The organism is Chromobacterium sp. CV08, assembly GCF_051129845.1.
In the GTDB taxonomy this organism is placed as follows: domain Bacteria; phylum Pseudomonadota; class Gammaproteobacteria; order Burkholderiales; family Chromobacteriaceae; genus Chromobacterium.
Genome location: NZ_CP150453.1, coordinates 1,341,203 through 1,366,434 on the forward strand (window position 1 = coordinate 1,341,203; position 25,232 = coordinate 1,366,434).

The 25,232-nt window shown below is 66.2% G+C and carries 28 protein-coding genes; 21 read left to right on the forward strand and 7 right to left on the reverse strand.

Features of this window, described 5'->3' with window-relative positions; all coding sequences use genetic code 11:
• The 11 genes from WNM05_RS06370 (at position 1) to WNM05_RS06420 (ending at position 11,704) form a co-directional block, all read left to right on the forward strand.
• Entirely contained in the window at positions 1-1,659 is a 1,659-nt protein-coding gene (locus tag WNM05_RS06370; protein WP_434633495.1) for a nitrite/sulfite reductase, read from the forward strand.
• Complete coding sequence (locus WNM05_RS06375) at positions 1,643-2,152, forward strand: DUF934 domain-containing protein (protein ID WP_434633496.1); 510 nt, start codon at positions 1,643-1,645, stop codon at positions 2,150-2,152. The genes WNM05_RS06370 and WNM05_RS06375 overlap by 17 nt, the downstream gene beginning before the upstream one ends.
• A 239-nt stretch (positions 2,153-2,391) precedes the next feature.
• Positions 2,392-3,075 carry an OmpA family protein gene (locus tag WNM05_RS06380; protein ID WP_101707107.1) on the forward strand — a complete coding sequence of 228 codons (684 nt, stop codon included), beginning with the start codon at positions 2,392-2,394 and terminating at the stop codon, positions 3,073-3,075.
• Positions 3,076-3,200: 125 nt separating this feature from the next.
• Positions 3,201-4,136 (forward strand): bifunctional riboflavin kinase/FAD synthetase, encoded by a 936-nt coding sequence (locus WNM05_RS06385; protein ID WP_434633497.1) that lies wholly within the window; start codon positions 3,201-3,203, stop codon positions 4,134-4,136.
• The gene (gene ileS / locus WNM05_RS06390) at positions 4,133-6,910 is read left to right on the forward strand and encodes an isoleucine--tRNA ligase (RefSeq protein WP_434633499.1); all 2,778 of its coding nucleotides are present in this window, start codon (positions 4,133-4,135) and stop codon (positions 6,908-6,910) included. The genes WNM05_RS06385 and ileS overlap by 4 nt, the downstream gene beginning before the upstream one ends.
• A gap of 73 nt (positions 6,911-6,983) precedes the next feature.
• Positions 6,984-7,466, forward strand: coding sequence for a signal peptidase II (gene lspA / locus WNM05_RS06395; protein ID WP_434635127.1), 483 nt, complete (start codon positions 6,984-6,986; stop codon positions 7,464-7,466).
• Positions 7,467-7,557: 91 nt separating this feature from the next.
• Entirely contained in the window at positions 7,558-8,490 is a 933-nt protein-coding gene (gene ispH / locus WNM05_RS06400; RefSeq protein WP_434633500.1) for a 4-hydroxy-3-methylbut-2-enyl diphosphate reductase, read from the forward strand.
• 168 nt (positions 8,491-8,658) lie between these two features.
• The gene (locus tag WNM05_RS06405) at positions 8,659-8,892 is read left to right on the forward strand and encodes a hypothetical protein (protein WP_434633501.1); all 234 of its coding nucleotides are present in this window, start codon (positions 8,659-8,661) and stop codon (positions 8,890-8,892) included.
• A 137-nt stretch (positions 8,893-9,029) separates the two neighbouring features.
• Entirely contained in the window at positions 9,030-9,758 is a 729-nt protein-coding gene (locus tag WNM05_RS06410; RefSeq protein WP_434633502.1) for a CDP-alcohol phosphatidyltransferase family protein, read from the forward strand.
• The gene (locus tag WNM05_RS06415; protein ID WP_434633503.1) at positions 9,748-10,713 is read left to right on the forward strand and encodes a fatty acid desaturase; all 966 of its coding nucleotides are present in this window, start codon (positions 9,748-9,750) and stop codon (positions 10,711-10,713) included. Before WNM05_RS06410 ends, WNM05_RS06415 begins: the two co-directional genes overlap by 11 nt.
• Positions 10,703-11,704, forward strand: a complete 1,002-nt coding sequence (locus WNM05_RS06420) for a Gfo/Idh/MocA family protein (protein WP_434633505.1) — start codon at positions 10,703-10,705, stop codon at positions 11,702-11,704. The genes WNM05_RS06415 and WNM05_RS06420 overlap by 11 nt, the downstream gene beginning before the upstream one ends.
• 2 nt (positions 11,705-11,706) lie before the next feature.
• On the opposite strand, the gene WNM05_RS06425 is transcribed toward WNM05_RS06420, so the two are convergent.
• Together WNM05_RS06425 and xseA are read right to left on the reverse strand one after the other, a co-directional pair.
• Positions 11,707-12,525 carry a hypothetical protein gene (locus WNM05_RS06425; protein WP_434633506.1) on the reverse strand — a complete coding sequence of 273 codons (819 nt, stop codon included), beginning with the start codon at positions 12,523-12,525 and terminating at the stop codon, positions 11,707-11,709.
• Positions 12,526-12,718: 193 nt separating this feature from the next.
• Positions 12,719-14,020, reverse strand: coding sequence for an exodeoxyribonuclease VII large subunit (gene xseA, locus WNM05_RS06430; protein WP_434635128.1), 1,302 nt, complete (start codon positions 14,018-14,020; stop codon positions 12,719-12,721).
• 483 nt (positions 14,021-14,503) lie between these two features.
• On the opposite strand from xseA, the gene WNM05_RS06435 reads away from it, so the two are divergent.
• The gene (locus WNM05_RS06435) at positions 14,504-15,013 is read left to right on the forward strand and encodes an O-acetyl-ADP-ribose deacetylase (RefSeq protein WP_434633507.1); all 510 of its coding nucleotides are present in this window, start codon (positions 14,504-14,506) and stop codon (positions 15,011-15,013) included.
• Here WNM05_RS06435 and WNM05_RS06440 read toward each other — a convergent pair.
• A complete protein-coding gene (locus WNM05_RS06440) occupies positions 15,006-15,872 on the reverse strand; it encodes an ion transporter (protein ID WP_434633509.1) in 867 nt (288 codons plus the stop codon). The two genes, WNM05_RS06435 and WNM05_RS06440, sit on opposite strands and share 8 nt — an antisense overlap.
• Positions 15,873-16,093: 221 nt before the next feature.
• Here WNM05_RS06440 and cysK point away from each other — a divergent pair, with 221 nt between their 5' ends.
• From cysK to WNM05_RS06470, 6 genes are all read left to right on the forward strand, one after another.
• Positions 16,094-17,026 carry a cysteine synthase A gene (gene cysK, locus WNM05_RS06445; protein ID WP_434633511.1) on the forward strand — a complete coding sequence of 311 codons (933 nt, stop codon included), beginning with the start codon at positions 16,094-16,096 and terminating at the stop codon, positions 17,024-17,026.
• Between the two features lie 52 nt (positions 17,027-17,078).
• Entirely contained in the window at positions 17,079-17,540 is a 462-nt protein-coding gene (locus WNM05_RS06450) for a hypothetical protein (protein WP_434633513.1), read from the forward strand.
• The gene (locus WNM05_RS06455; protein ID WP_434633515.1) at positions 17,540-17,947 is read left to right on the forward strand and encodes a YchJ family protein; all 408 of its coding nucleotides are present in this window, start codon (positions 17,540-17,542) and stop codon (positions 17,945-17,947) included. The genes WNM05_RS06450 and WNM05_RS06455 overlap by 1 nt, the downstream gene beginning before the upstream one ends.
• Before the next feature lie 84 nt (positions 17,948-18,031).
• The gene (locus tag WNM05_RS06460) at positions 18,032-19,063 is read left to right on the forward strand and encodes a histone deacetylase family protein (protein ID WP_434633517.1); all 1,032 of its coding nucleotides are present in this window, start codon (positions 18,032-18,034) and stop codon (positions 19,061-19,063) included.
• A 189-nt stretch (positions 19,064-19,252) separates the two neighbouring features.
• Positions 19,253-19,471 (forward strand): hypothetical protein, encoded by a 219-nt coding sequence (locus WNM05_RS06465; protein WP_434633518.1) that lies wholly within the window; start codon positions 19,253-19,255, stop codon positions 19,469-19,471.
• A gap of 107 nt (positions 19,472-19,578) precedes the next feature.
• A complete protein-coding gene (locus tag WNM05_RS06470) occupies positions 19,579-19,866 on the forward strand; it encodes a hypothetical protein (RefSeq protein WP_434633519.1) in 288 nt (95 codons plus the stop codon).
• 65 nt (positions 19,867-19,931) lie between these two features.
• Here the strand turns inward: WNM05_RS06470 and WNM05_RS06475 are convergent, their stop codons facing one another.
• Together WNM05_RS06475 and dcd are read right to left on the reverse strand one after the other, a co-directional pair.
• The gene (locus tag WNM05_RS06475; protein WP_434633521.1) at positions 19,932-20,411 is read right to left on the reverse strand and encodes a glutathione peroxidase; all 480 of its coding nucleotides are present in this window, start codon (positions 20,409-20,411) and stop codon (positions 19,932-19,934) included.
• Positions 20,412-20,683: 272 nt separating this feature from the next.
• Entirely contained in the window at positions 20,684-21,256 is a 573-nt protein-coding gene (gene dcd / locus WNM05_RS06480) for a dCTP deaminase (protein WP_434633522.1), read from the reverse strand.
• A gap of 202 nt (positions 21,257-21,458) precedes the next feature.
• On the opposite strand from dcd, the gene WNM05_RS06485 reads away from it, so the two are divergent.
• Genes WNM05_RS06485 through bfr form a run of 3 tightly spaced genes read left to right on the forward strand, consistent with a single transcriptional unit; the run spans position 21,459 to position 23,967 of the window.
• Complete coding sequence (locus tag WNM05_RS06485; protein WP_434633524.1) at positions 21,459-21,686, forward strand: FeoA family protein; 228 nt, start codon at positions 21,459-21,461, stop codon at positions 21,684-21,686.
• On the forward strand, positions 21,683-23,452 hold the full coding sequence (feoB, locus tag WNM05_RS06490; protein WP_434633525.1) for a ferrous iron transport protein B: 1,770 nt from the start codon (positions 21,683-21,685) through the stop codon (positions 23,450-23,452). Before WNM05_RS06485 ends, feoB begins: the two co-directional genes overlap by 4 nt.
• Before the next feature lie 47 nt (positions 23,453-23,499).
• The gene (gene bfr, locus WNM05_RS06495; RefSeq protein WP_434633527.1) at positions 23,500-23,967 is read left to right on the forward strand and encodes a bacterioferritin; all 468 of its coding nucleotides are present in this window, start codon (positions 23,500-23,502) and stop codon (positions 23,965-23,967) included.
• Between the two features lie 63 nt (positions 23,968-24,030).
• Here bfr and WNM05_RS06500 read toward each other — a convergent pair whose 3' ends face one another.
• Both WNM05_RS06500 and WNM05_RS06505 read right to left on the reverse strand, forming a co-directional pair.
• A complete protein-coding gene (locus tag WNM05_RS06500; RefSeq protein WP_434633529.1) occupies positions 24,031-24,810 on the reverse strand; it encodes a DODA-type extradiol aromatic ring-opening family dioxygenase in 780 nt (259 codons plus the stop codon).
• Positions 24,811-24,899: 89 nt separating this feature from the next.
• Positions 24,900-25,097 (reverse strand): hypothetical protein, encoded by a 198-nt coding sequence (locus WNM05_RS06505; RefSeq protein ID WP_434633532.1) that lies wholly within the window; start codon positions 25,095-25,097, stop codon positions 24,900-24,902.
• Positions 25,098-25,232: the final 135 nt, after the last annotated feature.

Consider the following 25,232-nt stretch of genomic DNA (forward strand, 5'->3'; position numbering starts at 1 on the left):
ATGTATCGATACGATGAAGTAGATCATCGCCTGGTGCGCGAACGCGTGGTGCAGTTCCGCGACCAGACCCGCCGCTTCCTGGCCGGCGAACTGTCTGAGGACGAGTTCCGCCCGCTGCGCCTGATGAACGGCCTGTATATCCAGCGCCATGCGCCGATGCTGCGGGTGGCGATACCGTACGGCCATCTGCGCAGTACGCAGCTGCGCAAGCTGGCCGACATCGCCCGCCGCTACGACAAGGGCTACGGCCACTTCACCACGCGGCAGAACATCCAGTTCAACTGGCCGGAGCTGTCCCGCGTGCCGGACATCCTGGAAGAGCTGGCCACGGTGGAGATGCACGCGATCCAGACCTCGGGCAACTGCGTGCGCAACACCACCACCGACGCCTTCGCCGGCGTCGCCGCCGACCAGTTGTTCGATCCGCGGCCGTACTGCGAGATCATCCGGCAGTGGAGCACCATGCATCCCGAGTTCACCTTCCTGCCGCGCAAGTTCAAGATCGCGGTGTCCGGCAGTATCGAGGACAGGGCCGCGACCATGGTCCACGACATCGGTCTGCACGTCAGCCGCGACGCGGACGGCGAGGCCGGTTTCCGCGTCATCGTCGGCGGCGGCCTGGGCCGCACGCCGATGGTGGGCGAGGTGATACGCGAATTCCTGCCGCGCCGCCACCTGCTGACCTATCTGGACGCGGTGCTGCGCGTCTACAACCGCTTCGGCCGCCGCGACAACAAGTACAAGGCGCGGATCAAGATCCTGGTCAAGGCGATGACGCCCGAAGGCTTCGCCGCCAAGGTCGAGGACGAGTGGCGGCATCTGAAGGACGGTCCGGCCACGCTGCGCGACGAGGACGTCGCCCACTACGCCAGCTTCTTCGTCGACCCGGACTACCCGGCGCTGGCCGACGATCCGGCAGAGTTGACCGGGCCGCTGGCCGAGGACAAGGCCTTCGCCCGCTGGTTCGAGCGCAATACCCGCGCCCACCGGCAGCCGGGCTACCGCTCGGTGATCCTGTCCTTGAAGGAGACCGGCGCGCCGCCGGGGGACATCAGCGCCGAACAGATGGAGGCCGCCGCCGACTGGGCCGACCGTTTCGGCTTCGGAGAACTGCGCGTCGCCCACGAGCAGAACCTGGTGCTGCCGGACGTGGCGCAGAAGGATCTGTACGCCTTGTGGCAGACGGCGCGCAAGAGCCGGATGGCCACGCCCAATATCGGCCTGCTGACCGACATCATCAGCTGCCCCGGCGGCGACTTCTGTTCGCTGGCCAATGCGCGCTCGATTCCGGTCGCCAATGCGATCCAGCGGACCTTCGACGATCTCGACTACCTGTACGACCTCGGCGACATCGCCTGCAACTTCTCCGGCTGCATGAACGCCTGCGGCCATCACCATATCGGCAATATCGGCATACTCGGCGTCGACAAGAACGGCGAGGAGTGGTACCAGATCACGCTGGGCGGCAGCCAGGGCTCCGACACCGCGATAGGCAAGGTGATAGGCCCGTCCTTCGCCCAGGCCGACGTGCCGGTCGCCTTCGGCAAGATCATGCAGGTCTATCTGGAGCGGCGGCTGGACGGCGAGCGCTTCATCGAAACCCTGCGCCGCGTCGGCGTGGAACCGTTCAAGGAGAGGGTCTATGCCCCGCTACATTAAGGATGGCAAGGAACTGCCGGACGGCTGGCGGCTGCTGCGCGCCGGCGACGACGGCGCGCTGCCGTCGGCTCCGGGCGACGAGGACGTGATCGTGCCGCTGGCCGCCTGGCTGCAGGACGCCGAGGGTTGGAAGCGCCGTCCGGGCCGCGCCGGCGTGTGGCTGGCCCCCGACGATGATCCGGCGCTGCTGGCGCCGCACCTGGCCGAATTGGCGCTGATCGCCATCGACTTCCCCGCCTTCACCGACGGCCGGGGCTACAGCCTCGCCAGACTGCTGCGCGAGCGCTATGATTATGCCGGTGAACTGCGGGCGGTCGGCGATGTGTGGCCGGATTTGATCCGGTCGCTGTGGCTGGTCGGTTTCGACGCCTTCCTGATCAAGGACGGAAAAGAGGGGGACGGCGGAGATGATTACAATACCTTTAGCGATAGCTATCAGGTAAATTTTCGTCAGCCGCTGCCACTGTTTCGCCGGCGCGTCACACAGCCGTAATGTGTCGCAAAGGGGAGACAGGTCGCGCCAATAATTAGCGAAATGTGATGTATTTATGCAACGCTATGATGACTTTGCGCCCGGCGCCGTGTTGACATGGTGTTGCAGCATTCCTATAGTGCGGGTTAACTGCATCAACACAGCATGTAGCCATCTCTGATGTTTGCAGTCAACTTGTTCGCGTGGTCTTTGCGTCAGCCCGCATTGCTACCCATTTTATAGATTAAAGAGGGAATAACATGACTAAACAGCTGAAACTGAGCGCACTGGTTGCCGCCCTGTTGGTTTCCGCTAGCGCTTTTGCTGCCAAACCGGGTTACGCCGTAGACCAGTCCACCGACGCAGTGACTCGCAACAACTACGGCGAATGCTGGCACACCACCTACTTCGACAAGGCCAAGGACGGTCTGGTTGAATGTGGCGACCGCGAAGCCGCCAAGCCGGTAGCCGTTGAAGCGCCGAAGCCGGTGATGGTTGCCGTCAAGGAAAAAGTCACCCTGTCCGCCAAGGTGCTGTTCGACTTCAACAAGTCCGTTCTGCGCGCTGACGCCAAGAACGAACTGGACCCGCTGGTTGCCAAGCTGAAGGGCCACGCTGGCCAAGGCCACCTGAACGGCGTCGAAATCGACGGCTACACCGATTTCATGGGCTCCGACAAGCTGAACAACGCGCTGTCGCAAAAACGCGCCGACGCAGTCAAGGGCTACTTCGTGAACGCTGGCGTGCCGGCCGAGAAGGTGACCTCCATCGGCAAGGGCAAGACCGACGCCAAGATGACCGAAGAGTGCAAGGCCAAGTTCCCGAAATACGCCAAGAACAAGAAGCAGAATGCTGAAATCAAGGCTTGCATCGAATCCGACCGCCGCGTTGAAGTCGTGATCGACGCCGTGAAGGAATCCGTTGTCGAGAAGCCGGCCAACTAATCGTTGCGCCCGAGCCGAAAAGCCCCGCCTGGTGCGGGGCTTTTTGTTTGTCCGGCATACGGCTGGACGGTGCCGACTGCTGACGGATACAATCGAAGGTTTCAGGACGTGTGCAAAGACCGCAAATGCAGGTATTTCTGGGAGACCCGCGTCGTTTTGGCCTGCCTGGCTGCGCGCTGACCATCGGCAATTTCGATGGCGTGCACCAGGGGCACCGCCGCATGCTGGAGAGGTTGCGCCAACAGGCGCAGGCGCGGGGCTTGCCGACCGCGCTGCTGACGTTCGAGCCGCATCCGCGTGAGTTCTTCAATCGGGCCCAGCCGCCGGCGCGGTTGTCGACGCTGCGCGACAAGTTCGCCCTGCTGCGGGAGCTGGGGCTGGTCGATTACGTGTTCGTCTATCGCTTCAACCGCAGTTTCTCCAATATGCCGGCCGGCGAATTTGTCGACAAAGTGCTGGTCGAAGAATTGCAGACCCGTTATCTGCTGATCGGCGACGATTTCCAGTTCGGCGCGAAGCGCCAGGGGAATTTCTCGCTGCTGGCGGCCTGTCCGCATTTCGCCACCGAGGCGATGCCGTCGGTGCTGGTGCAGGGCGAGCGCGCCTCCAGCACGCTGGTGCGCGAAAAGCTGGCGGCCGGCGATCTGGACGCGGCGAACGCGCTGCTGGGCGGCGCCTACCGCATTTCCGGCAAGGTGATGCACGGGCGCAAGCTTGGCCGTACCATAGGCTTTCCGACCGCGAACATCCATTTGCCGCACCTGCGGCCGGCATTGCAGGGCGTGTTCGTCGTCGAGGTCGACACGCCGGGCGGACGGCTGGGCGGCGTGGCCAGCCTGGGCCTGAATCCGACGGTCAGCGACACGCCGGACTACAAGCTGGAAGTGCATTTGTTCGATTTCGCCGGCGATCTGTACGGCCAGCGGCTGACGGTGCGCTTCCTGAAGAAACTGCGCGATGAAGAGCGCTATGATGATTTGGCAACACTGGTGGCCCAGATAGAGCGCGACGCCGCCAGTGCCAAGACCTATTTGACAAGTTTGCAGCGAGAGCAGGCATGAGCATCGATTATCGTAAAACCGTAAACCTGCTGGATACGCCCTTCGCCATGCGCGGGGATCTGGCCAAACGCGAACCGGCCTGGGTCAAGCGCTGGCAGGAAGAAAAGCGCTATGACAAGCTGCGCAAGCTGTCGGCCGGTCGGCCGAAGTTCATCCTGCACGACGGCCCGCCGTACGCCAACAACGACATCCACCTGGGCCACGCGGTCAACAAGGTGTTGAAGGACATCATCGTCCGTTCGAAGACGCTGGCCGGCTTCGACGCGCCGTATGTGCCGGGCTGGGACTGCCACGGCCTGCCGATCGAATTGATGGTCGAGAAGCTGCACGGCAAGGACATCCCTGCCGCCAAGTTCCGCGAGCTGTGCCGCGAGTACGCGAAGGAGCAGGTGGCGCGCCAGAAGAAGGGCTTCATCCGCCTGGGCGTGCTCGGCGACTGGGACAATCCCTATCTGACGATGGATTTCAAGACCGAGGCCGACATCGTCCGCACCCTCGGCAAGATCCATGAGAACGGCTATCTGAGCAAGGGCGAGAAGCCGGTGCACTGGTGCATCGAGTGCGGCTCGTCGCTGGCCGAGGCCGAAGTGGAATACGAAGACAAGGTGTCGCCGGCGATAGACGTCGGCTTCAAGGTGGTCGACGCCGACAAGGCCTCGGCCGCCTTCGGCGCCGACGCCGTCGGCGCGATGGCCTTGATCTGGACCACGACGCCGTGGACGCTGCCGGCCAACCAGGCCGTGGCCGCCGGCGCCGGCGTGGACTACCAGCTGGTCGACACGAGCAAGGGCAAGCTGATCCTGGCCAAGGACCTGGTCGAATCGGCGATGAAGCGCTACGGCGTCGACGAATACCGCGTGCTGGGCGAGGCCAAGGGCCAGGATCTGGAATGGATCGCGCTGCAGCACCCGTTCTACGCGCGCCAGGTGCCTGTGATCCTCGGCGACCACGTCACCGTGGACGCCGGCACCGGCCTGGTGCACACCGCGCCGGCCCATGGCCTGGAGGACTTCCAGGCCGGCCTGCAGTACAAGCTGCCGATAGACAATCCGGTGGCCGACGACGGCCGCTACAAGTCGACGACCGAAATCTTCGCCGGCATGCTGGTGTGGGACGCCAACGCCCGCGTGATCGAGACGCTGGAAGCGCGCGGCACGCTGGTGCACAAGGCCAAGCTGGAGCATAGCTACCCGCACTGCTGGCGCCACAAGACGCCGATCATCTTCCGTGCGACGCCGCAGTGGTTCATCAGCATGGACCGCCAGGCCCATGGCGGCGAGACGCTGCGCGAGATCAGCCAGCGCGCGGTCGACGCCACCGAGTTCTTCCCGGCCTGGGGCCGCGCCCGCCTGGACGCGATGATCAAGAACAGCCCGGACTGGTGCGTGTCGCGCCAGCGCAACTGGGGCGTGCCGATGACCTTCTTCATCCACAAGGAGTCGGGCGAGCTGCATCCGCGCTCGGCCCAGCTCTTGGAGGAAGTGGCGCTGCGCATCGAGCAGCAGGGCATCGAGGCCTGGTTCAGCCTGGACGCGAAGGAGTTGCTCGGCGACGAGGCCGAGCAATACCGCAAGCTGTCCGACACGCTGGACGTGTGGTTCGACTCCGGCGCCACCCATTTCGCGGTGCTGAAGCAGCGCCCGGAACTGGCCTGGCCGGCCGACCTGTACCTGGAAGGCTCGGACCAGCATCGCGGCTGGTTCCAGTCCTCGCTGAAGACCGGCTGCGCGACGATAGGCCGCGCCCCGTACAAGCAGCTCCTGACGCACGGCTTCACCGTCGACGACAAGGGCTACAAGATGTCCAAGTCCAAGGGCAACGGCATCGCGCCGGAAGAGATCTGCGGCACGCTGGGCGCCGATATCCTGCGCCTGTGGGTGGCCAGCGCCGACTACTCCGGCGACATGTCGCTGTCGCAGGAAATCCTGAAGCGCACGACGGAAAGCTACCGCCGCCTGCGAAACACCATCCGCTTCCTCTTGTCCAACCTGTCGGACTTCAGCCCGCTGGAACACACGGTGCCGCTGGCCGATATGATCGAGTTGGACCAGTACGCGCTGCTGCGCGCCCGCGAGGTGCAGGAGAAGGTGGTCGGCGAGCTGTATTCCCGCTACGCCTTCCACCACGTGGTGCAGGAAGTGGTCGGTTATTGTTCGGAAGACCTGGGCGCGTTCTACCTGGACGTGATCAAGGACCGCCTGTACACGACGAAGGCCGACAGCCATGCCCGCCGCAGCGCCCAGACCGCGCTGTACCACATCACCCGCAGCCTGCTGCTGATGGTGGCGCCGATCTTGTGCTTCACCGCCGACGAGGCGTGGAGCGTGCTGGTGGACAGCGAGGAGGAGTCGACGCTGTACCATATCTGGCACGAGTTCCCGGCCCAGGCCGCGGAGCGCGAGGCGGCGCTGTCGGCCAAGTGGCAGGCGGTGCGCGAACTGCGCGCCGTCGCCAACAAGGAGATCGAGGCGCTGCGCAGCACCGATCAGCTGGGCTCGTCGCTGCAGGCGGAACTGGAGATCGACGCGCCGGCCGAACTGGCCCGCCAGCTGCTGAGCCTGGAGGACGAGCTGAAGTTCGTGCTGATCGTGTCCAAGGTGACGGTCCGCGAGGCGGCCGAACTGGCGATACGCGTGACGCCGTCGTCGCACGGCAAATGCGATCGCTGCTGGCACTATCGCGCCGATGTCGGCAGCCACGCCGGCCACGGCGCCGTGTGCGGTCGCTGCGTCGACAATCTGGACGGCCAGGGCGAGCCGCGCCGCCACGCCTGACCGTTCGATCCGGGGCCGCGACGGGCGGCCCCGTCAGTTGATTGGAAATCGATAGATGGATTCTGCAATGACTATGCCCGGCGCGCGCCGCTGGTCCAAATGGTTCGTGCTGGCCCTGCTGGTGGTGGTGCTGGACCAGGCCAGCAAGCTGTACTTCAACGGCCAGTTCCAGTACGCCGAAGTGCGGCCGGTGATAGACGGCTTCTTCAGCTTCACGCTGATCTACAATCCGGGCGCGGCCTTCAGCTTTCTGCACGACGCCGGCGGCTGGCAGAAATACCTGTTCACCGCGCTGGCCTTCGCCGTATCCGGCTGGCTGGGCTGGAACATCGTCAAGGGGCGCTTCTCGGCGTTGATGAACCTGGCCGCGGCCTTCATCATCGGCGGCGCGCTCGGCAATGTGATCGACCGCCTGGCCTACGGCCACGTGATCGATTTCATCATGGTGCATTATTACAACCAGTGGTACTACCCGGCGTTCAACCTGGCCGACTCCTTCATCTGCGTCGGCGCGGCGCTGATGGTGATGGACAGCGTGAAGAAGCCGTCGCGCTGAGCGGCGGACGCTCGCGATTCAAGCGATGGCCCGCAACGCGGGCCATTCGCGCAGCTGCCGGGCAGGATCCGGCTTGATTGAGGAAATACGGATGACGAAGACCATCATGCTCGCCAACCCGCGCGGCTTCTGCGCCGGCGTCGACCGGGCCATCGCCATCGTCGAGCGCGCCATCGAGCTGTACGGCGCGCCCATCTACGTGCGCCACGAAGTGGTGCACAACCGCTTCGTCGTCGACGACCTGCGCGGCAAGGGCGCGGTGTTCATCGAGGACTTGAAGGACGTGCCGGCCGGCAGCACGCTGATCTATTCGGCGCACGGCGTGCCGCTGTCGGTGCGAGCCGAGGCCGAGGCGCTCGGCCTGACGGTGTTCGACGCGACCTGTCCGCTGGTGACCAAGGTCCATGTCGAGGTGAAGCGCATGCACAAGGCCGGCATGGAAATCGTGATGATAGGCCATGCCGGGCATCCGGAGGTCGAGGGCACGATGGGCCAGGTCGACTCAGGCATGTATCTGGTGCAGACGGTCGACGACGTCGCGACGCTGCAGGTCGAACGCGAGGACGCGCTGTCCTACGTCAGCCAGACCACGCTGTCGGTCGACGAGACCCGCGACATCATCGCCGCGCTGAAGACCCGCTTCCCGGCGATCCACAGTCCGAAGAAGGACGATATCTGCTACGCGACGCAGAACCGGCAGGACGCGGTCAAGCTGCTGGCCGAGCAGTGCGACATCGTGATCGTGGTCGGCTCGCCGAACAGCTCCAACTCCAACCGGCTGCGCGAAGTGGCGGCGCTGAAGGGCGTGGACGCCTATATGGTCGACAATGCCGGCCTGCTGGAGCCGGAATGGTTCGTCGGCAAGCGCGTCGTCGGCGTCACCGCCGGCGCCAGCGCGCCGGAGATACTGGTGCAGGCGGTGATAGACCGTATCAGGAGCTTCGACGTCAGCCAGGTGACCGAGCTGCCCGGCGTCGAGGAGAGCACCGTGTTCGCGCTGCCGCCGGCGCTGAGGCCGTCCTAGGCCGAGAGTGTCCAGGCATGGCAAGCCCGCTGCGCGCAGCGGGCTTTTTTCGTTCCGGCGACAGCGGATTTGCCGCGCGGCGCAGGCCGGGTTAGGATATTTGCATAACAATGAGGCGGCACGACCGCCGGCACCGCGCTTGCCTGCCAACCCTGACCTGGATGAACCATGATGAAAGCCCCCCGATTCCTGATGCCCGCCTTGCTGCTTGCGATGCTGGCCGGCTGCGCCGCCACGCCGGGCAACGCCGACAATGTCTCCGCGGTGGACGACACCGAATACACGATAGGCAGCAATATTCCGCACCACAGTCTGGGCCGCGCGACGGTGATGACCGATTCGGCGCAGCAGGAACTGGCGACGCAGATCTTGCGGGGCAATCCGGCCAGACTCAACAAGTAGCGGCGGGGGCGGAGCCGAGCGGCGGGCCCACCCTGTCCGAAAGGCCTGGTCGCGTCGATATTTCATGCAATTAAAATGAAATGCGGCCGGCGCCTGCGGGCCCGCCGCACACCGGCCACCCCATCGCCAGGAGGCGTATGCCGCAACCGACACGGACTTCCATCGCGATCGCCTGGTCGGTCCATGCGCTGACGGCCTGCGGCATGATACTGGGCATGCTGGCCCTGCAGGCGATGCTGGCGAGGGACTGGCGGCTCGCGATCTGCTATCTGCTGGCGGCGCTGGCGCTGGACGGCATAGACGGCCCGCTGGCCAGGCGTTTCGAGGTCGGCCGGATCCTGCCGCGTTACAGCGGCGCCATTCTCGATCTGCTGGTCGATTACTTCACTTTCGTGCTGTTGCCGGCCCTGTTCGTCTGCTGGTCCGACGCGGTGCCGGAGGCGTGGCGCTGGCCGGCGGCGCTGGCGATGATGCTCAGCGCGCTGTACCACTACGGCAATCTCGAGATCAAGACCGACGATTGCTATTTCACCGGCTTCCCGGCCTTCTGGAACATTGTCGTCTTCTACCTGTATCTGTTGCGGCCGCCGCCGGAATGGTCGTTGGCGCTGATAGGCGCCTTGTGCCTGCTGACCTTCGTTCCGGTCAAATGCGTCCATCCGTTCCGCGTCGCCCGCCTGCGCAGGCTGAACATCGCGGCAGCCGCGTTCAGCATGGCGGCGGCGGCTGGGGCACTGTTCTCGCCGTTCCCCCGCGAGCTGGCCTGGCTCAGCCTGGCGCCTGTGGCCTATTTCGCCGCGCTCAGCCTCCACCGCACGATGCGGCCCGCCGCCTACCGCATGCGCGAGGCCGGCGATGCCGGTTGACAGCCATGGACTGATTCCGGTGGCGTCGCCCGATGTCCACAGGCGACGCCGGCAGCAGATCCTGGCCGCGCATCCCGAAGTGCGCGGGCTGTTCGGGCCGAATCCGTGGACCTTCGCCCTGATGGCGGCGCTGGTCGCCGCGCAATTCTCGATGGCCTGGCTGGTCAGGACGTGGCATGCCTGGCAGGTCATCGCCGTCGCCTACTGCGGCGGTGCCTATCTGTCGGCGGCCTTGTTCGCGCTGATCCATGACGCCAGCCACGGCCTGGTCTTCTCCGGGGCGGCGCGGAACCGCCTGGCCGCGATCTTCGCCAATCTCCCGCTGGTGTTCTGCAGCGCGATGCCTTTTTTCCGCTATCACGGCGCGCATCATTCCCGCTTCGGCGACTACCGCTGGGATGTCGGCGTGCCGACCCGAGAGGAGGCGGAGTGGGTGGGCAATGTCGGTTGGCGCAAGGCGCTGTGGCTGGCGGCGTTCCCGCTGTTCCAGGGCCTGAGGGTGGGCAAGTATCCGGCCGCGACCGCTTACTGGGACCGCTGGATGGTCTTGAACGCGGCGCTGCAGGCGCTGGCCTCGGCCTGGGTCGGCTTCGCCTTCGGCGGAATGGCGCTGCTGTATCTGCTGCTGGCCATGATGTTCACGATGGGCCTGCATCCATTGGGCAGCCGGGTGGTGCAGGAGCATTTCGTCGTCAGGAGCGGGCAGGAAAGCAACGACTTCGTCGGCTGGGCCAATGCGCTGGAGTGTTATTTCGGCCTGCACGCCGAGCACCACGATTTCATGCGGATCCCGTGGAACCGTCTGCCCCGGTTGCGGCGGCTGGCCGCGGAGTTCTACCGGGACGAGGCGGCTTTCGGTTCGCGGGCCGCCCTGATGCTGGACTTCATTTTCAATCCGCGCTGGTCGCTGCGCGACAATATCGTTCGAATCGAGGCGAAATCCGATGAGGCATGACGACAAATTGCTGAGGCTGGCCGTCGTCGGCGCCGGCATGATGGCGCGCCGGCGTCTGACGGCCTTTGCCGAGACCGGGCGGGCGCGCGTGCTGGCGGTGATGGCCGGCAGCGAATGCGGCGCGCGGACCCTGGCCGACGAATGGGGGGCGGCCGCCGTCGACTCGCTGTCGCAGCTGGCCGCCTTGAGGCCGGACGCGCTGTTGGTGGAAGTGCCGCACCGGGTACAGGACGAGATCGCCGCCTGGGCGCTGCGGCAGCGGATTCCGGCGCTGATCGGCGGACCGTTGGCCAGCTCGCTCGAGGCGGGCGTCGAGCTGGCGGCGCTGGCGGCCGGCGGCGGCGTGCTGGAGGCCGGCTACGAGGCGCGCTACAAGCCGGTGTGGGAAGAGGCCGGGCGGCTGATCGCGTCGGGACGGATAGGCCGGCCTATCGCCTTTCGCGCGGTGGCGCTGTGGCCCGGCGATCCGGACAGCTGGTATTACCGGCAGGCGGACAGCGGCGGCATGCCGCTGACCCATATGACTTACGCCTTTCTGAATCCGCTGCGGGCGCTGTTCGGCGCGCCGCTGCGCGTCTCGGCGTTCGCCAATTCGGTCAAGCACGCCGGCGACGGACTGGTGGAGCAGGAGACCTGCGTCGCCAATCTGGCGTATCCGGGGCAGGTGCTGGGCAGCCTGATGGCCGGCTATGTGCTGCCGTGCGAGTCCCGGCAATGGAGCGTGACGGTACTGGGCAGCGAGGGCGTGCTGGAAATCGATCCGACCGAAATGGACGGGGGCGCATTGTGCCTGTCGAGGGGGGCGGAGCGGCAATGCCTGGCCTTCGACCGCGCCCCGGACGCCTTCGTGCGGCAGGCGCACGCCTTCATCGACGCGGCGCGGGGCGAGCGGGGCCGCTGCCGCAATCCGCCGGACGACGCCCTGCTGGACCTGCGCTGCGCGCAGGCCATCGTCGAATCGGCGACGAGCGGGCGGACCGTCGCTTTGTAAGCCTAGCGCTGGGCCGACGTCAGCTGCACCGGCCCGTCGAACCACGGGCGGGCGTGTTCCGGCCAGTATTCGCATGGCGCATACAGCTGGCGGGACGGGTCGAAGGTCCAGCCGTTCTCCGTCCGCGGCGCGCCGCCGGCGCCGAGCAGCCGCTCGGCCTCCTGCGGCGCGCCGGCATAATTCTGTTCGAACAGCTTCTTGCTTTCCATCAGGTCCTGGACCCGGGGCCAGTGGTGCTGCGTCGGATGCTGGATGATGGTGTGAGGCGTCTTCCAGTAGCCGCGGGCCAATTCGGCCGTGCTGTCGCGGTGGACGTATTCGAGCCGCGGCGTCCTGACCTCGACGCCCAGGGCCGTCAGCGCGGCGCCCAGCGCCAGCTCGTCGCACAGGTCGCCGGGCCAGTGGACATGGTCGGCGTCGTCCAGTTCGCCCATCTTCCAGGAGTCGATGACGCGTATCCACGCGTCTATCCACGGCAAGCAGCTTTCGTCGGCCATCACCGTGCCGGAGTTGTAGTAGATCCAGAATTTCTGTGCCGGCCAGCGTATCGAGACCAGCGGCGCGCGCCAGCTGTCCGGTATCGGCGCGACGATACGGCATTCGACGTCGAGGAAGAGCACGGTGCCGAAGTCCTCTATCCCCTTCTTGATGATGTAGGGATGGTTGCACCAGGCACTCATCAGGCTGGGGTAGTCCTTCTCTATCTCGTACAGATGGCAGCGATAGCCCCAGCGTTCGCAGTCTGAGCGAAGCCCGGCGAACATGTCGACATAGCGCCCGGATGCCCAGCTGATGCAAGTGAATCGATGTTCCGTGCTCATGGCTGCTCCTGCTGATTCGGCTTCAGTGGATAGGAGAGTCCCGTGCTGCAGGAATGGGTGTCCGCGTTCTACGCGGCGATGCGTCGAACGCAATGCCAAAAATGTAAATTAAGTATTTGTTTGGTGATTATGGCATGTCAAGCGGCCGCCACATTTCCGCGGCGCGGCGGAAACATGGGGCCGGCAAGGGGAATCAGAACGGGAGCTCGGGCTGGGCTCCCTGCGGATGCTCGATTCGCGCTTCGGTGCTGCCTTCGGCCAGCCGCAGCGTCACCTTTTCATGATTCAGCAGCTCGGCCGGGTTCTTCACCGCCTGGCCGTCGCGCTTCTGCACGATGGCGTAGCCGCGCGCCAGCACCGCGTCCGGATTCAGCGCGGTCAGCGTCGCGGCCAGCTGGGCCAGTTGCCGGGCGCGGTTCTCCAGCAGCCGGTCGCGGGCCTGCTGCAGCCTGGTCTGCCGCTGCCGCAGCGCCTGGGCGTCGGCGGCCGGATCGGGTCGATGGCGGGACAGCCGGCTGCCGGCCAGCTGCAGCCGCCAGCGGCTTTGTTCGAAACCGGCGCGCACGCGCAGGCGCAGCGTTTGCGACAAGGCGCTCAGCCGCTCGCGCTGCGCCTGCAGTCTGGAGCCGGGGTGGGTCAGGCGCCGGCCGAGGAAGTCCAGCTGCTGGGCCTTGTCGGTCAGCAGTCGCGCCAGCGCCCTCTCCAGCGCGCGGCGGGCCTGCTCCAGCTGCATCGTCAGGTGCTCGCGGTTCGGCGAGACCAGTTCCGCCGCGGCGGTCGGCGTCGGCGCGCGGCGGTCGGCGACGAAGTCGCAGATGGTGAAGTCGGTCTCGTGGCCGACGCCGCTGACGGTGGGAATCGGGCAGGCGGCGATGGCGCGCGCGACGATCTCCTCGTTGAAGGACCACAGGTCTTCTATGCTGCCGCCGCCGCGGCAGACGATCAGCACGTCGACCTCGCGCCGCTCGCCGGCCAGGCGGACGGCGCCCGCGATCTGCTGCGCCGAGCCTTCGCCCTGGACCTGGGCCGGATAGAGGATCAGCGGTATGCCCGGCATGCGACGGCGCAGCGTGCTGACCACGTCGCGCAGCGCCGCGGCTGCCGGCGAGGTGACGATGCCGATGGCGGCCGGATGGGCGGGCAGCTCGCGCTTGCGGGCGCTGTCGAACAAGCCTTCGGCCTGCAGCCGCGCCTTCAGCCGTTCGAAAGCCTCGAACAGCCGGCCGAGTCCGGCGGCGCGCATTTCGCCGACGCTGATCTGGAACTCGCCGCGCGCCTCGTACAGCGTGACCTGGCCGCGCAGTTCCACCTGCATGCCTTCCTGCAGCCGGAACGGCAGTTGCGACAGCTTGTGGCGGAACATCACGCAGCGCACCTGGGCGCCGCCGTCCTTCAGCGAGAAATAGCCATGGCCGGAGGCGGCCAGCGTCAGGTTGGAGATCTCCCCGCCTATCCAGACCGGAGGCATGCCGGCTTCCAGCAGGTCGCGCGCCATGCGGTTGAGGGAGGAGACGCTGATGACATCCTGCCGGCTATCAAGGAAATCGGATCTTGTCAAGTGATTCACACCGTCTTGCTGAGGTAAGGGTTAGGAAGCGGCCGTTTCGGCAGCGCTTGCATAGTGTTTGATATCGGACTCAAAATATAATCAAATCAATGTCTTACACGAAACGATCCCCGGCGGTCAAAAACAATGGAAGCCTGAGCCGGCGGGCTTTTGCGCCCGCTGTGCACCGGCTTATCAACAAAGTTATCCACAGACGGACCCTGTAATTCCGCTACCGCGCGGAGGTGCCGTCTGCGGGCTGTTTCGGGTCGCATGCCTTGCCAATGTCATGTGGTTTGTTTGCCTCAACAATGAGTAAACGCTTGCTATTTGCCTGCCGGCTCGGGGCTGTGGCGCGGCAACCACGGGGACCGTTCGCGACATGATAGCAACAGCCCGGCGCCGCCGCAGCCCCGGCCGAGGAGGAAGGATATGGAATGCGCCTTGCGTTGCAGGCAGGACGACATCACCCGCTTGGCGGTGGACGCCATCGTCAACGCCGCGAACTGCGGCCTGTCGGGCGGCGGCGGCGTAGACGGCGCGATCCACCGCGCGGCCGGCCCCGAACTGCTGGCGGCCTGCCGCCGGTTGGGGGGCTGCCCGACAGGGGAGGCGAGGCTGACGGCGGGCTATCTGCTGCCCGCCCGCTACGTGATCCACACGGTGGGGCCGGTATGGCAGGGCGGAACGCAGGGCGAGCCGGCGCTGCTGGCCGCCTGCTATCGCCACAGCCTGGCGCTGGCCGCGCGGCACGGCGTGACCAGCATCGCCTTTCCGGCGATCAGCTGCGGCGTCTACGGCTATCCGCTGGAGGCGGCGTGCGAGCTGGCGGTGGCGACGCTGCGCGCCTGGCTGGACGGCGAGGCGCATCCGCTGCGCGAAGTCTGGCTGGTCGCCTACGACGAGCGCGCGCTGGCGGCCTACCGCCGCGCGCTCAGCTGACCCTGTCCTTGGACGGACGCGGCAATTGGCCGCCGCAATGCTTGCAGAAGCGGGCGTCCCAGTCGTGCCCCTCGCTGAAACAGTGCGGGCACAACCGGGTCGCCGAGCGGTTTTCGGCGGGATCGGGCGAGGCGCGGGCGATTTCGGCGCTGACGATGCCGGTGGGGACCGCGATGATGCCGTAGCCGGTGATCATCACCAGGCTGGCCAGCGCCTGGCCCATCGGCGTCTTCGGCGTGATGTCGCCGAAGCCGACGGTGGTCAGCGTGACGATGGCCCAGTAGATGCTGGTCGGAATGCTGGTGAAGCCGTGTTCCGGTCCCTCTATCACGTACATCAGCGTGCCCAGCACGATGACCAGCAGCACCACGGTGACCAGGAACACGGTGATCTTGCGCCGGCTGGCCAGCAGGGCCTTCTGCAACTGGGCCGCCTCGCCCAGGTGGCGGCTGAGCTTGAGGATGCGGAACATCCTGAGCAGCCGCAGGATGCGCACGTCGGCGAGGAAGCGGCTTTCCGGAATGAACAGGCCCAGGTACAGCGGCAGGATGGACAAGAGGTCGATGACGCCGAAGAAGCTTTTCACATAGCGCAGCGGCTTGTGCACGCAGATCAGCCGCAGCGCGTATTCGACGGTGAACAGAATGGTGAACAGCCAGTCCAAGGCGGACAGCAGCGCGCCGTAGCGCTGGCGGATCGACGATACGCTCTCCAGCATCACGCAGGCGACCGACACCAGGATGGCGATGGTCAGGGCCAGGTCGAACAGCCGGCCGGCGCGGGTGTCGGCTTCGTAGATGACGATGTACAGCCGGCGGCGCCAGCCGGACAGCGGGGTCAGGGGTTCCTGGATGGGCATGGGAATCGTGTCTGTGTTTGCATTGACTATAACAAAGCGGTTTGAATCCGCCGATGTCGGCCGGACCGGCGGCGAAGCCGCGGGGCCGGCGTTTGGCGGAAAGGGTAGCCGGACTTTGGTTTGCTGGATATAAGCAAACAATATTAGGTCGCGATACGGCGATTGATTATGATGCTGTGGAATATCGGCATGACAATTATCTGTCAGTGAGGAATAAGACTATGCGCATCGCCAACACCATCACCGATCTGATCGGCAATACGCCGCTGGTGAAGCTCAACCGCGTCACCGAAGGCGCCGGCGCCACCGTGGTGGCCAAGCTGGAATTCTTCAATCCGGCGCACAGCGTCAAGGACCGCATCGCGGCGGCGATGCTGGACGCGGCGGAAAAGGCCGGCAAGATCGGCCCGGACACCGTCATCGTCGAACCGACCTCGGGCAATACCGGCATCGGCCTGGCGATGGTGTGCGCGGCGCGCGGCTACAAGCTGGTGATCACGATGCCGGAGACGATGAGCAAGGAGCGCCGCCAGTTGCTGAAGGCCTACGGCGCCGAACTGATCCTGACGCCGGGGCCGGAGGGCATGGGCGGCGCCATCGCCAAGGCGCGCGCGCTGGTCGACGAATTCCCGGATACCTATTTCATGCCGCAGCAGTTCGAGAATCCGGCCAATCCGGAGATCCACCGCGAGACCACGGCCGAGGAGGTATGGAAGGACACCGACGGCCAGGTCGACATCTTCGTGGCCGGCGTCGGCACCGGCGGCACCATCACCGGCGTCGGCGAGGTGCTGAAGGCGCGCAAGCCGGGCGTGCAGATCGTCGCGGTCGAACCGGACGCGTCGGCGGTGTTGTCCGGCGACGCCAAGGGGCCGCACCCGATCCAGGGCATAGGCGCCGGCTTCGTGCCGGCCATCCTGAACACCGGCGTCTACGACGAGATCGTCCGCGTCAAGAACGAGGACGCGCTGCAGACCGCGCGAGAGGTCGCGACCAAGGAAGGCATCCTGGTCGGCATCTCGTCCGGCGCGGCGGTGTGGTCGGCGCTGCAGCTGGCCAAGCGGCCGGAGAACGCCGGCAAGCTGATCGTCGTGGTGATCCCGTCGTTCGGCGAGCGCTATCTGTCCACCGTGCTGTTCGAGCATCTTGGCTGAGCGGTGCGATGCCGTTGACGGCGCGCGGGCAGGGCAGGCTACAATGGCCGCCATGAACAAGCTTATCGCTTTCTCCCTGATCGGCTTGCTGGCAGGCTGCAGCGCGCTGAAACAGCTGGGCGTGCCGGTACAGTCCGGCAGCCCGTCCCGTCCGGTCCAGCAGGCGCCGCGCGCGGCGGGCAAGGTGGACCAGCTGCTGGCCGAGGCCAACCGGCTGGCCGATCGCGTCAAGGCCGGCGAACTGAGCCGCACCGCCGCGGCCGACCAGCTGAACGCGGCGCGCTTGCGCATCGCAGGGGCCAATCCGGTCGACAACGACAACTTCGCCGTCTACCGCCAGCTGACGGTGGAGCGGGACGCCGGCCGCATCGATTCCGACGCCTTCCGTTCGCGACTCGAGCTGCATCTGCGCGAATGGATGCGTCGTTGGCCCCGATACAGCCCGAAGCCGGCCGATCCGGCGTTTTCCAATTTCCTGCTGAAGTTGTACGGGCTGCCGCCGCTGGGTTACTGATGAAGCCGAAGAAACAAGCGAGCGCCGCCTGTCCCTGCGGCGGCGGCGAGCTGACGGCCTGCTGCGGCCGCTATCTGGGGCCCGGCGCGCCGCCGGCGCCGACGGCCCAGGCGCTGATGCGTTCGCGCTACAGCGCTTACGCGCTGGGCCTGGAGGCCTATCTGCTGGCCACCTGGCATCCTTCCACGCGTCCGGAGGCGCTGCATCTGGACGAGGACGCCGGCGTGGTGAAATGGATAGGGCTGGATGTCAGGCGCTGCGAGGCGGGCCTGGAGGCCGACGTCGACGGCGTGGTCGAGTTTCTCGCCCGCTGCAAGGTGGGCGGCAAGGCCGAGCGCATCCATGAAACCAGTCGTTTCGTCCGCGAGGACGGCCGCTGGTATTACGTTTCCGGCGTGGTGGCTTGAGCTGGCGCAAACTGGCCGCGCTCGGCGTTTGACCGTGGCGCTGCGCTGGCGGAGCATGAATCATGACTCCGCCGGGACGCCATCATGCTTACCGTCTATTCCGATGACCACCGCCTGCAGCACGGCCAGTCCGAGCTGATAGCCGGCACCTTGAAACCCTGTCTGGAGACGCCGTCCCGCGCCGATATGGTGCTGGCCGCCGTGCGTCGGCGCGAGCTGGGCGATGTCGTCCATCCGCGCCGCCACGGCATCGCGCCGATCTTGCGCGTGCACGACGCCGGCTATGTCGATTTCCTGCAGACGGCCTGGCCGCGCTGGCTGGCGCTGGGCCGCGATTGCGACGCGCTGCCGAAGATGTGGCAGATCCGCCGGCTGCGCGAGGTCGTGCCCGAGCATGTCGAAGGCCAGCTGTGCTATTACGCCATGGATTGCGGCACGCCGATCACCGCCGGTACCTGGCAGGCGGCGTGCGCCGCCGCCGACACCGCGCTGACCGGGGCCGATCGCCTGATCGGCGGCGAGCGCGCGGTGTTCGCGCTGACCCGGCCGCCAGGCCACCACGCCGCGCGCGATTACTGCGGCGGCTACTGCTTTCTCAACAACGCGGCGATCGCCGCCCAGGCGCTGCGCGACCACGGCATGCGCAAGGTGGCGGTGCTGGACGTCGACTACCATCACGGCAACGGCACCCAGGACATCTTCTACCGGCGCGGCGACGTGCTCTTCTTGTCGATACACGGCGATCCGCGCACCGAATATCCGTTTTTCCTAGGTTTCTCCGATGAAAAGGGGGAGGGCGAGGGCCTGGGCTGCAATTTCAATTTTCCGTTGCCGGCCGACTCCTGCGTCAGCACCTGGTTCGTCGCGCTCGATTGCGCCTTGCTGCAGATCGCCCGTTTCGGCGCCGACGCGCTGGTGGTGTCGCTGGGCGTCGACACCTTCCTCGGCGATCCGATCGCGCGCTTCAAGCTCGACTCCCCGGACTTCGTCACGCTGGGCGCGCGGCTGGCCGGCTTGAGGCTGCCGACGCTGTTCTGTCTGGAGGGCGGCTACGCGGTGGAGCCGATAGGCACGAATGTGGTGAATGTGCTGGCCGGTTTCGAGGCGAGGAACTAGGCAGGTTCGCGAGCGCGCTGCGGCGGTTTTTTGACGAGGCCTGGCCTATGCTTAAAGAGTCTTTCGCCGCGGCCGGAGGCGCCGTCGGCGGGGAAAAAGTCGGAGACGGGCAATGGGCAAAAGCATAGACAATGTGGTGGCGAAGCTGGGAGACGCGCGCCGGACGGCGGGCCGGGCGAGCCGCGCCGCATGTCGGCGGCGCTGCCGGGCGATCTGGCCCTGGAGCTGATGGCGTTGGCGGCGGCGTTTCACGACAGCAGCGAGGCCTTGGCCGGAGAATTGCTGGGCGCGGCGATCGCCGACGCCTGGGAGGCGCTGGATGATGGCCAGCTGTTGCAGGCCACCCGGGCATGCCGCCGGCTGCTGGACGGCGGCGGAACGGCGGAGGGCTCGCCGCCGCGGCATTGAGGGAGGCAGCATCGTCCGCCGGGAAGCGGCCGACCGGCGAGGCGGCTTGATCAATCGGCCGGGACCGGGCTTGCCCCGGAGCATGTCGACGCGACAGGGAGGACTGAATGGGATTGGCCTTGAAGACCTTGCTGACGGAACTGGAGGGGCAGCGCGCCGGCGACCCCGATACGGCGGCCGTGCTGACGCTGACGACGGTGCGCACGCTGGAGGTGCCGCTGGATATCGCCGCCTGCCGCGAGTTGCGGGTGCTGGCCCAGGTATTCAACGGGGACCAGGCCGAACTGGCGGCTGCGGTGCTGCGGGCGGCCTTGGTCGACATCCAGGAGCATCTGGACGACGATCTGGATCTATTGGCCGTCGACGCCAGGCGCCACATCGATTCGTGCGCGTGAACCGGGGCTAGACCCCGTCTGCCGCCGCGAAGGCGGCGAAAAGAGCCGGGCCCTCCCGGCTCTTTTCATTGCGCCAGCAGTGCGGCGATCCGTTCTGCCAGCTTCTCCGGCCGGGTCAGCGGCGCGAAGCGCGCGACCACCCGGCCGTCGCGGTCGACCAGGAACTTGCTGAAGTTCCAGCGTATCGACCGGCCCAGCAGGCCGCGTTTTTGCTGCTTCAGATAACGCCACAGCGGATGGGCGCCGGCGCCGTTGACGTCTACCTTGTCGGCCATGTCGAAGCCGACGCCGTAGTTGCGTTGGCAGAAGGCGCCGATTTCGTCGGCGGAGCCGGGCTCCTGCGCGCCGAACTGGTTGCATGGGAAACCGATCACGGTCAGCCCTTGCGGGCCGAAGCGGCGGTGCAGCGCCTCCAGGCCGGCGTACTGCGGCGTGAAGCCGCAACGGCTGGCGGTATTGACCAGCAGCAGCACTTGGCCCCGGTAGGCGTCCATCGCCTGCTCGCCGCCGTCCAGGCGGCGGAAGGAAAAGTCGTAGATGCTCATGAACGGAGGTGGGAGTGGTGGAAGGCAGATGATGGCGGGGCTGTCGTCTGCTGACAAGCGGACAGGCATAAAAAGGGGGCGCAGCGGCAAGGGGGAACCGCGACGCCCCAAGAAGAAACAGCTTGCTGTGCAAAGGGTCGGCACAACCGGGATGTCGGCTAACCCTTTGTTTAGCCTAGAACAGATGCCGAAAATTGCGAGCGGCTTTTGCAGCCGGCGCACGCAAAAAAGGATGGCCTCGGCCATCCTTTTTCCGTTCGGGCGCGCCGCGATCAGGGACGCGGCAGCGTGACGCCGACCTGGCCCTGATACTTGCCCGCGCGGTCCTTGTACGACACGTCGCACTCCTCGTCCGATTCGAAGAACAGCACCTGGGCCACGCCCTCGTTGGCGTAGATCTTGGCCGGCAGCGGCGTGGTGTTGGAGAACTCCAGCGTCACATAGCCTTCCCACTCCGGTTCGAACGGGGTGACGTTGACGATGATGCCGCAGCGGGCGTAGGTGGATTTGCCCAGGCAGACGGTCAGCACGCTGCGCGGAATGCGGAAGTATTCCACCGTGCGCGCCAGCGCGAAGCTGTTGGGCGGGATGATGCAATAGCCCTTGCCCGACACTTCCACGAAGGAGTTGGGGTCGAAATTCTTCGGGTCGACGATGGTGCTGTTGATGTTGGTGAACACCTTGAATTCGTCGGCGCAGCGGATATCGTAGCCATAGCTGGAGGTGCCGTAGGAGATCAGCTTCTGGCCGTCGGCGGCCATTTTCACCTGGTTGGCTTCGAACGGCTCGATCATGCGCTGTTCATCCGCCATCCGGCGTATCCACTTGTCCGATTTGATGCTCATAAGTCCTTGGCCCGTTTGGTCGATTGTGCAATGGCTGGATTTTAACCGCAGAAGCGGCCGCCGGGGCAGAAATGCGTCTTCGCCGACGCAGCCGGGCCGGCGCCGCAGTTGCGCCAGGTCAAGCGGAGGCGTCGGCCCGGCGGCGTCGCCCGGCATCCTGGATATACTAATGCGAACCATTTGCATTGTTTCAGGAGCCGATATGCTGTCATTGGATCGTTTCCCCCGCGGCGGCGCCGGCATCGTCGAGCGACTGGCGCTGGACGGAGAGGCCCGGCGTCGTGTGACGGCCTTCGGCCTGTCGCCTGGCTGCCGCTTCCGTCTGCGCCGCGTCGCGCCGTGGGGCGGCCCGCTGCTGCTGGAGGTGGGCGCCACCCGCTTTCTGCTGCGCCGCAGCCTGGCGCGGCAGATCGAGGTGAGGGCGGCATGAAACGCTTCGCGCTGATAGGCCTGCCCAATACCGGCAAGTCCACCTTGTTCAACCGGCTGACCGGCATGTCGCAGCGGGTCGGCAACTGGCCGGGGCTGACCGTGGAGCTGAGCAGCTCGCGGCTGCTCTTGGGCGGCCGCATGGTGGAGCTGATCGACCTGCCCGGCGTCAATGATCTGACCGGCTATACCGACGACGAGGCGGTGGTGCGCGATGTGCTGTTGTCGACGGCGTTCGACGGCGCGGTGCTGGTGCTGAACGCCAGCCAGCTGGACCGTCAGTTGCCGTTGGCCTTGCAGCTGATCGCCAGTGGCCTGCCCTGTCTGCTCGTGCTGAACATGGCCGACGAGGCCAGGCTGCTGGGCATTTCCGTGGATGCTGATGCCTTGGCCGAACGGCTGGGCGCGCCGGTGGCGCTGGTGTCGGCCAAGCGGATGGAGGGCTGGCCCAGGCTGAGCGAAGCGCTGAACCGGCTGGCCACGCGATCCGGCCCGGCCGTGCACGCGCAGATGGAGCGGGTGCCTGAGTCGCAGCGGGCGATCGACCTGGCTCGCCGCGCGCTGGACGGCTGCTGGCGTCTGCCGCCGGTGCTGCCGACGCTGCTGACCGAGAAAGTGGATCGCTGGCTGCTGCATCCGTGGCTGGGCCTGCCGCTGTTCTTCGCCTTGATGGCCTTGCTGTTCAACCTGACCTACCAGATCGGCACGCCGCTGCAGGACGCGGTCGGCGGCGGCCTGGACTGGGTCAAGGACCATGTGCTGGCCGCGGCCGTTTCCCCGTTGCCGGCCATCCTGCAGAGCCTGCTGCTGGATGGCGTCTGGCAGGGCGTGGCGACGGTGCTGACCTTCGCGCCGATATTGTTCGTGTTCTTCGTCTTGATGGCGATGGTGGAGGACAGCGGCTACCTGGCCCGAGCCGCCTTCCTCACCGACGCGATGATGGCCAGGCTGGGGCTGGACGGCCGCGGCTTCGTGATGCAGCTGATGGGTTTCGGCTGCAATGTGCCGGCCATCATGGGCACCCGGGTGATGCGCGAGCGCAGCCAGCGGCTGTTGACCATGCTGGTGATTCCGTTTTCCCTGTGCTCGGCGCGGCTGCAGGTGGTGGTGTTCTTCGCCGGCATCCTGTTCGGCGAGGGCCAGGCGCCGTGGGTGGTGTCCGGCCTGTACCTGATGAGCTTCGCCGCCGCCGTCGTCACCGCCTGGGTGTTCAAGCGCCGCTACCGCGGCGACGAGGCCTTCCTGCTGGAAGTGCCGCCGTACCGGCTGCCGGGCGCGCGCCACATGTTGACGCGGGCGGCAGGCGAGGTGAGCGCCTTCCTGCGCTTGGCGTCCACTTTCATCCTGGCCGGCGTGGTGATGGTCTGGTTGCTGACCCACATCCCGGCGGGGCACGGCAAGACGCTGGCCTACGCGCTGGGCGAGGCCTTGTCGCCGGTGCTGGATCCGATAGGCATACGCGCCGAGCTGGCGGTGGCGCTGCTGTTCGGCTTCGTCGCCAAGGAGATCCTGCTGGGCAGCCTGGCGGTGATCTACGGCGTGTCCGAGGCCGGCCTGGGCGGCGCGCTGGTCCAGCATCTGGACTGGGCGTCGGCGATGAGCTTCCTGATTTTCACGCTGGTGTACGTGCCCTGCCTGTCCACGGTGGCGGCGATGCGCCGCGAATCGGGAAGCCGGCGTTTCGCCGCGATGTCGGTAGCCTGGTCGGTGCTGCTGGCCTGGACCTTGTCCTTCGCTTTCTACCAGGGCGTGCATCTGCTGCGCTGAACGCCTAGAATGACGGTTTGCATGACCCGGAACGACAGGACAAAAGCATGAAGGGCGATCCCAAGACCATAGCGCTGCTCAACGATTTGCTGGCCGAAGAGCTGTCCGCAGCCGACCAGTATTTCATCCATGCCGAGATGTACAAGGACATGGGCCTGAACAAGCTGTTTGAGCGTATAGACCACGAGCGCGAGGACGAGTTGTCGCATGCGCGCACGCTGATCGCCCGCACGCTGTTTCTGCAGGGCCGCCCCGACGTGGCGCGCCGCGTGCCGATCAAGGTCGGAGAGGACGTGCCGGCGATGCTGAAGGCCGACCTGGAGGTGGAATACCGCGTCGGCGCCTTGCTGAAGGAAGTGATCGCCCACAGCGAGAGCGTGCGCGACTACGTGACCCGCGACGCGCTGATGGTGCTGCTGGAGGAGACCGAGAACGATCACGCGCACTGGCTGGAGCAGCAGTTGAAGCTGATAGACCTGATGGGCGTGGAGAATTACCAGCAGGCGCAGATGTAAACGCGCGGCGCGCGACGTTCTGCCTGCGATGCCCGGCCTGCGCCGGGCATTTTTCATGAGCGTTCAGTCGAAGCGCCAGCAGGCCATCGACAGCGAACCCATCCGCCAGTCGTCGTGCAGCTTGACCGGAGTCGCGTCGTCGTCCGAGGCGCCCAGCGCCACCAGGAGCGGCTGGAAGTGCTCGTCGCTGGGGTGGTTCTCGCGCGGATAGGGCGCGCGCTGCTGCCAGTGCACGATGTCGTCGCGGCGATTCTCCAGCAGCGCGCGGTCCATCCAGTCGGCGAAGCCGGCCGCCCACGGCGCCGGCGCGCTGCCCTCGGGGCTCAGTTCCCAAAGATTGTGGGTGTAGCTGCCGCTGCCTATCACCAGCACATTCTCGTCGCGCAGCGGGCGCAAGGCCCGGCCCAGCGCGTAATGTTCGGCGGAGCCGGCCCGGTGGTGCAGCGAGACCATCACCAGCGGGATATCGGCCTGCGGAAACATCAGCAGCAGCGGCGTCCACATGCCGTGGTCCAGCGGCCGCTCCGCGGTGGTGGCCAGCGGCAGGCCGGCGTCGGCGATCAGGCCGGCCACGCGCTCGGCCAGCGCCGCATCGGTGGCGGCGGGATAGCGCAGCGTGCGCAATACCGGCGGAAAGCCGCCGAAGTCGTACAGCGTGCCGGGGCGCGGCTGCAGATTGACGGTCAGGGCCGAGGCTTCCCAGTGGGCCGAGACGATGACGATGGCGCGCGGGCGCGGCCAGTCGCGTCCCAGCCGCTCAAGGAAGTGGCGGGTGGGGCTGTCTTCTATCGGCAGCGTAGGGGCGCCGTGGGAGATGAACAGCGCGGCTTGTCGGGAAGTCATGATCTGTTGCCTGCAATCGGGGGATGGCAACAGCTTACGCCGGCGTATCGCTTAGAAAAACACCGGTCTTCTCACTTTATTATTTCCTGTTATTTAACAATCGCGCCATGGCGGCCGCCGGTCTGAGGAGACGGCGCGTCCAGGCCGTGGCTCAGCCACAGCAGGCAGCCGGCGCAGAAGATGGCGATGCCCAGGGCTCTGCGCCAGCCGCGGCGAGGAGGGCGGGGTTTGCCTGTCTGTCGGCGTGAAGGGAAGGGGCTGACGGTCTGCATGGCGATTCTCATCATGATGTGTCTACCATAATAATGATAATGATTATCATTTAAATCAAGGGCGATATGCCTTACTGCGCGATTGCGACGCGCGCCGGCCGTCGCTCATTGCAGCCAGGCGAAGGCGGCCAGCATCTCCAGCAAGGCGTG

What these genes read in the sequence shown, in the direction of transcription:
- WNM05_RS06370 (WP_434633495.1), top strand. Translation starts at nt 1, where the DNA reads ATGTATCGATACGATGAAGTAGATCATCGCCTGGTGCGCGAACGCGTG.
- WNM05_RS06375 (WP_434633496.1), top strand. Translation starts at nt 1,643, where the DNA reads ATGCCCCGCTACATTAAGGATGGCAAGGAACTGCCGGACGGCTGGCGG.
- WNM05_RS06380 (WP_101707107.1), top strand. Translation starts at nt 2,392, where the DNA reads ATGACTAAACAGCTGAAACTGAGCGCACTGGTTGCCGCCCTGTTGGTT.
- WNM05_RS06385 (WP_434633497.1), top strand. Translation starts at nt 3,201, where the DNA reads ATGCAGGTATTTCTGGGAGACCCGCGTCGTTTTGGCCTGCCTGGCTGC.
- ileS (WP_434633499.1), top strand. Translation starts at nt 4,133, where the DNA reads ATGAGCATCGATTATCGTAAAACCGTAAACCTGCTGGATACGCCCTTC.
- lspA (WP_434635127.1), top strand. Translation starts at nt 6,984, where the DNA reads ATGCCCGGCGCGCGCCGCTGGTCCAAATGGTTCGTGCTGGCCCTGCTG.
- ispH (WP_434633500.1), top strand. Translation starts at nt 7,558, where the DNA reads ATGACGAAGACCATCATGCTCGCCAACCCGCGCGGCTTCTGCGCCGGC.
- WNM05_RS06405 (WP_434633501.1), top strand. Translation starts at nt 8,659, where the DNA reads ATGATGAAAGCCCCCCGATTCCTGATGCCCGCCTTGCTGCTTGCGATG.
- WNM05_RS06410 (WP_434633502.1), top strand. Translation starts at nt 9,030, where the DNA reads ATGCCGCAACCGACACGGACTTCCATCGCGATCGCCTGGTCGGTCCAT.
- WNM05_RS06415 (WP_434633503.1), top strand. Translation starts at nt 9,748, where the DNA reads ATGCCGGTTGACAGCCATGGACTGATTCCGGTGGCGTCGCCCGATGTC.
- WNM05_RS06420 (WP_434633505.1), top strand. Translation starts at nt 10,703, where the DNA reads ATGAGGCATGACGACAAATTGCTGAGGCTGGCCGTCGTCGGCGCCGGC.
- WNM05_RS06425 (WP_434633506.1), bottom strand. Translation starts at nt 12,525, where the DNA reads ATGAGCACGGAACATCGATTCACTTGCATCAGCTGGGCATCCGGGCGC.
- xseA (WP_434635128.1), bottom strand. Translation starts at nt 14,020, where the DNA reads ATGGCGCGCGACCTGCTGGAAGCCGGCATGCCTCCGGTCTGGATAGGC.
- WNM05_RS06435 (WP_434633507.1), top strand. Translation starts at nt 14,504, where the DNA reads ATGGAATGCGCCTTGCGTTGCAGGCAGGACGACATCACCCGCTTGGCG.
- WNM05_RS06440 (WP_434633509.1), bottom strand. Translation starts at nt 15,872, where the DNA reads ATGCCCATCCAGGAACCCCTGACCCCGCTGTCCGGCTGGCGCCGCCGG.
- cysK (WP_434633511.1), top strand. Translation starts at nt 16,094, where the DNA reads ATGCGCATCGCCAACACCATCACCGATCTGATCGGCAATACGCCGCTG.
- WNM05_RS06450 (WP_434633513.1), top strand. Translation starts at nt 17,079, where the DNA reads ATGAACAAGCTTATCGCTTTCTCCCTGATCGGCTTGCTGGCAGGCTGC.
- WNM05_RS06455 (WP_434633515.1), top strand. Translation starts at nt 17,540, where the DNA reads ATGAAGCCGAAGAAACAAGCGAGCGCCGCCTGTCCCTGCGGCGGCGGC.
- WNM05_RS06460 (WP_434633517.1), top strand. Translation starts at nt 18,032, where the DNA reads ATGCTTACCGTCTATTCCGATGACCACCGCCTGCAGCACGGCCAGTCC.
- WNM05_RS06465 (WP_434633518.1), top strand. Translation starts at nt 19,253, where the DNA reads ATGTCGGCGGCGCTGCCGGGCGATCTGGCCCTGGAGCTGATGGCGTTG.
- WNM05_RS06470 (WP_434633519.1), top strand. Translation starts at nt 19,579, where the DNA reads ATGGGATTGGCCTTGAAGACCTTGCTGACGGAACTGGAGGGGCAGCGC.
- WNM05_RS06475 (WP_434633521.1), bottom strand. Translation starts at nt 20,411, where the DNA reads ATGAGCATCTACGACTTTTCCTTCCGCCGCCTGGACGGCGGCGAGCAG.
- dcd (WP_434633522.1), bottom strand. Translation starts at nt 21,256, where the DNA reads ATGAGCATCAAATCGGACAAGTGGATACGCCGGATGGCGGATGAACAG.
- WNM05_RS06485 (WP_434633524.1), top strand. Translation starts at nt 21,459, where the DNA reads ATGCTGTCATTGGATCGTTTCCCCCGCGGCGGCGCCGGCATCGTCGAG.
- feoB (WP_434633525.1), top strand. Translation starts at nt 21,683, where the DNA reads ATGAAACGCTTCGCGCTGATAGGCCTGCCCAATACCGGCAAGTCCACC.
- bfr (WP_434633527.1), top strand. Translation starts at nt 23,500, where the DNA reads ATGAAGGGCGATCCCAAGACCATAGCGCTGCTCAACGATTTGCTGGCC.
- WNM05_RS06500 (WP_434633529.1), bottom strand. Translation starts at nt 24,810, where the DNA reads ATGACTTCCCGACAAGCCGCGCTGTTCATCTCCCACGGCGCCCCTACG.
- WNM05_RS06505 (WP_434633532.1), bottom strand. Translation starts at nt 25,097, where the DNA reads ATGATGAGAATCGCCATGCAGACCGTCAGCCCCTTCCCTTCACGCCGA.